This window comes from Streptococcus sp. 27098_8_69 (assembly GCF_041432445.1).
Classification (GTDB): domain Bacteria; phylum Bacillota; class Bacilli; order Lactobacillales; family Streptococcaceae; genus Streptococcus.
The window spans coordinates 1-5,142 of record NZ_JAPVZO010000046.1; the positions used below are offsets into that span (position 1 = coordinate 1).

A 5,142-nucleotide genomic window follows, 5' to 3' on the forward strand; every position below is an offset into this window, starting at 1 on the left:
TAACACGGGTTCGAATCCCGTACGGACTATAGTATGAAGCAGATAAAACACTAGATGAAAAAAATTAAAAAAAGTTTCAAAAAAGTGTTGACAAGCGAAAGCGGCTGTGATATACTAATATAGTTGTCACTTGAGAGAAGTGAGCGACAAAGACCTTTGAAAACTGAACAAGACGAACCAATGTGCAGGGCACTACAACTGAAGTTGTAGTACTGAACAATGAAAAAACAATAAATCTGTCAGTGACAGAAATGAGTGAGAACTCAAACTTTTAATGAGAGTTTGATCCTGGCTCAGGACGAACGCTGGCGGCGTGCCTAATACATGCAAGTAGAACGCTGAAGGAGGAGCTTGCTCTTCTGGATGAGTTGCGAACGGGTGAGTAACGCGTAGGTAACCTGCCTGGTAGCGGGGGATAACTATTGGAAACGATAGCTAATACCGCATAACAGTAGATATTGCATGATATCTGCTTGAAAGGTGCAATTGCATCACTACCAGATGGACCTGCGTTGTATTAGCTAGTTGGTGGGGTAACGGCTCACCAAGGCGACGATACATAGCCGACCTGAGAGGGTGATCGGCCACACTGGGACTGAGACACGGCCCAGACTCCTACGGGAGGCAGCAGTAGGGAATCTTCGGCAATGGACGGAAGTCTGACCGAGCAACGCCGCGTGAGTGAAGAAGGTTTTCGGATCGTAAAGCTCTGTTGTAAGAGAAGAACGAGTGTGAGAGTGGAAAGTTCACACTGTGACGGTATCTTACCAGAAAGGGACGGCTAACTACGTGCCAGCAGCCGCGGTAATACGTAGGTCCCGAGCGTTGTCCGGATTTATTGGGCGTAAAGCGAGCGCAGGCGGTTAGATAAGTCTGAAGTTAAAGGCTGTGGCTTAACCATAGTACGCTTTGGAAACTGTTTAACTTGAGTGCAAGAGGGGAGAGTGGAATTCCATGTGTAGCGGTGAAATGCGTAGATATATGGAGGAACACCGGTGGCGAAAGCGGCTCTCTGGCTTGTAACTGACGCTGAGGCTCGAAAGCGTGGGGAGCAAACAGGATTAGATACCCTGGTAGTCCACGCCGTAAACGATGAGTGCTAGGTGTTAGACCCTTTCCGGGGTTTAGTGCCGCAGCTAACGCATTAAGCACTCCGCCTGGGGAGTACGACCGCAAGGTTGAAACTCAAAGGAATTGACGGGGGCCCGCACAAGCGGTGGAGCATGTGGTTTAATTCGAAGCAACGCGAAGAACCTTACCAGGTCTTGACATCCCTCTGACCGCTCTAGAGATAGAGCTTTCCTTCGGGACAGAGGTGACAGGTGGTGCATGGTTGTCGTCAGCTCGTGTCGTGAGATGTTGGGTTAAGTCCCGCAACGAGCGCAACCCCTATTGTTAGTTGCCATCATTCAGTTGGGCACTCTAGCGAGACTGCCGGTAATAAACCGGAGGAAGGTGGGGATGACGTCAAATCATCATGCCCCTTATGACCTGGGCTACACACGTGCTACAATGGCTGGTACAACGAGTCGCAAGTCGGTGACGGCAAGCTAATCTCTTAAAGCCAGTCTCAGTTCGGATTGTAGGCTGCAACTCGCCTACATGAAGTCGGAATCGCTAGTAATCGCGGATCAGCACGCCGCGGTGAATACGTTCCCGGGCCTTGTACACACCGCCCGTCACACCACGAGAGTTTGTAACACCCGAAGTCGGTGAGGTAACCTTTTAGGAGCCAGCCGCCTAAGGTGGGATAGATGATTGGGGTGAAGTCGTAACAAGGTAGCCGTATCGGAAGGTGCGGCTGGATCACCTCCTTTCTAAGGATAAGGAATGCACATTGGTCTTGTTTAGTCTTGAGAGGTCTTGTGGGGCCTTAGCTCAGCTGGGAGAGCGCCTGCTTTGCACGCAGGAGGTCAGCGGTTCGATCCCGCTAGGCTCCATTGGTGAGAGATCACCAAGTAATGCACATTGAAAATTGAATATCTATATCAAATAGTAACAAGAAAATAAACCGAAAACGCTGTAGTATTAATAAGAGTTTATGACTGAAAGGTCAGAAAAATAAGGTTAAGTTAATAAGGGCGCACGGTGGATGCCTTGGCACTAGGAGCCGAAGAAGGACGTGACAAACGACGATATGCCTTGGGTAGCTGTAAGTAAGCGATGATCCAGGGATTTCCGAATGGGGGAACCCAACAGGTACTACCTGTTACCCACATCTGTTAAGGATGTGAGGAGGAAGACGCAGTGAACTGAAACATCTAAGTAGCTGCAGGAAGAGAAAGCAAAAGCGATTGCCTTAGTAGCGGCGAGCGAAACGGCAGAAGGGCAAACCGAAGAGTTTACTCTTCGGGGTTGTAGGACTGCAATGTGGACTCAAAGATTATAGAAGAATGGTTTGGGAAAATCAGCCAAAGAGAGTGATAGCCTCGTATTCAAAATAGTCTTTGTACCTAGCAGTATCCTGAGTACGGCGGGACACGTGAAATCCCGTCGGAATCTGGGAGGACCATCTCCCAACCCTAAATACTCCCTAGTGACCGATAGTGAACCAGTACCGTGAGGGAAAGGTGAAAAGCACCCCGGGAGGGGAGTGAAATAGAACCTGAAACCGTGTGCCTACAACAAGTTCGAGCCCGTTAATGGGTGAGAGCGTGCCTTTTGTAGAATGAACCGGCGAGTTACGATATGATGCGAGGTTAAGTTGAAGAGACGGAGCCGTAGGGAAACCGAGTCTGAATAGGGCGTCTTAGTATCATGTCGTAGACCCGAAACCATGTGACCTACCCATGAGCAGGTTGAAGGTGCGGTAAGACGCACTGGAGGACCGAACCAGGGCACGTTGAAAAGTGCTTGGATGACTTGTGGGTAGCGGAGAAATTCCAAACGAACTTGGAGATAGCTGGTTCTCTCCGAAATAGCTTTAGGGCTAGCGTCGACATTAGAGATTCTTGGAGGTAGAGCACTGTTTGGGTGAGGGGTCCATCCCGGATTACCAATCTCAGATAAACTCCGAATGCCAATGAATTATGGTCGGCAGTCAGACTGCGAGTGCTAAGATCCGTAGTCGAAAGGGAAACAGCCCAGACCACCAGCTAAGGTCCCAAAATAATTGTTAAGTGGAAAAGGATGTGGGGTTGCACAGACAACTAGGATGTTAGCTTAGAAGCAGCTATTCATTCAAAGAGTGCGTAATAGCTCACTAGTCGAGTGACCCTGCGCCGAAAATGTACCGGGGCTAAAACAATTTACCGAAGCTGTGGATACCTTTTATAGGTATGGTAGGAGAGCGTTCTATGTGTGAAGAAGGTGTACCGTGAGGAGTGCTGGAACGCATAGAAGTGAGAATGCCGGTATGAGTAGCGAAAGACAGGTGAGAATCCTGTCCACCGTAAGACTAAGGTTTCCAGGGGAAGGCTCGTCCGCCCTGGGTTAGTCGGGACCTAAGGAGAGACCGAAAGGTGTATCCGATGGACAACAGGTTGATATTCCTGTACTAGAGTATGTAGTGATGGAGGGACGCAGTAGGCTAACTAAAGCAGACGATTGGAAGAGTCTGTCTAAGCAGTGAGGTGTGAATTGAGTTAAATGCTTAGTTCTATAACATTGAGCTGTGATGGGGAGCGAAGTTTAGTAGCGAAGTTAGTGACGTCACACTGCCAAGAAAAGCTTCTAGCGTTTAAACATACTCTACCCGTACCGCAAACCGACACAGGTAGTCGAGGCGAGTAGCCTCAGGTGAGCGAGAGAACTCTCGTTAAGGAACTCGGCAAAATGACCCCGTAACTTCGGGAGAAGGGGTGCTGACTTTAAGTCAGCCGCAGTGAATAGGCCCAAGCAACTGTTTATCAAAAACACAGCTCTCTGCTAAATCGTAAGATGATGTATAGGGGGTGACGCCTGCCCGGTGCTGGAAGGTTAAGAGGAGTGCTTAGCGTAAGCGAAGGTATGAATTGAAGCCCCAGTAAACGGCGGCCGTAACTATAACGGTCCTAAGGTAGCGAAATTCCTTGTCGGGTAAGTTCCGACCCGCACGAAAGGCGTAATGATTTGGGCACTGTCTCAACGAGAGACTCGGTGAAATTTTAGTACCTGTGAAGATGCAGGTTACCCGCGACAGGACGGAAAGACCCCATGGAGCTTTACTGCAGTTTGATATTGAGTGTCTGTACCACATGTACAGGATAGGTAGGAGTCTAAGAGATCGGGACGCCAGTTTCGAAGGAGACGCTGTTGGGATACTACCCTTGTGTTATGGCCACTCTAACCCAGATAGGTGATCCCTATCGGAGACAGTGTCTGACGGGCAGTTTGACTGGGGCGGTCGCCTCCTAAAAGGTAACGGAGGCGCCCAAAGGTTCCCTCAGAATGGTTGGAAATCATTCGCAGAGTGTAAAGGTATAAGGGAGCTTGACTGCGAGAGCTACAACTCGAGCAGGGACGAAAGTCGGGCTTAGTGATCCGGTGGTTCCGTATGGAAGGGCCATCGCTCAACGGATAAAAGCTACCCTGGGGATAACAGGCTTATCTCCCCCAAGAGTTCACATCGACGGGGAGGTTTGGCACCTCGATGTCGGCTCGTCGCATCCTGGGGCTGTAGTCGGTCCCAAGGGTTGGGCTGTTCGCCCATTAAAGCGGCACGCGAGCTGGGTTCAGAACGTCGTGAGACAGTTCGGTCCCTATCCGTCGCGGGCGTAGGAAATTTGAGAGGATCTGCTCCTAGTACGAGAGGACCAGAGTGGACTTACCGCTGGTGTACCAGTTGTCTTGCCAAAGGCATCGCTGGGTAGCTATGTAGGGAAGGGATAAACGCTGAAAGCATCTAAGTGTGAAACCCACCTCAAGATGAGATTTCCCATGATTTTATATCAGTAAGAGCCCTGAGAGATGATCAGGTAGATAGGTTAGAAGTGGAAGTGTGGCGACACATGTAGCGGACTAATACTAATAGCTCGAGGACTTATCCAAAGTAACTGAGAATACGAAGTGTGAAGGATTTTCTTGGAATTTGATAGATATTCAATTTTGAGTAGGTATTACTCAAAGTTAAGTGACGATAGCCTAGGAGATACACCTGTACCCATGCCGAACACAGAAGTTAAGCCCTAGAACGCCGGAAGTAGTTGGGGGTTGCCCCCTGTG

General features: G+C 49.5%; 1 tRNA gene and 3 rRNA genes. All 4 read left to right on the top strand.

Features of this window, described 5'->3' with window-relative positions:
- Positions 1 to 270: 270 nt before the first annotated feature.
- Positions 271 to 1,817 (top strand): 16S ribosomal RNA (locus O3658_RS10465).
- Positions 1,818 to 1,867: 50 nt separating this feature from the next.
- Positions 1,868 to 1,940 (top strand) — tRNA-Ala (locus O3658_RS10470).
- A 125-nt stretch (positions 1,941 to 2,065) separates the two neighbouring features.
- Positions 2,066 to 4,968 (top strand): 23S ribosomal RNA (locus O3658_RS10475).
- A gap of 78 nt (positions 4,969 to 5,046) precedes the next feature.
- A 5S ribosomal RNA gene (rrf, locus tag O3658_RS10480) occupies positions 5,047 to 5,142 on the top strand; the annotation flags it as partial.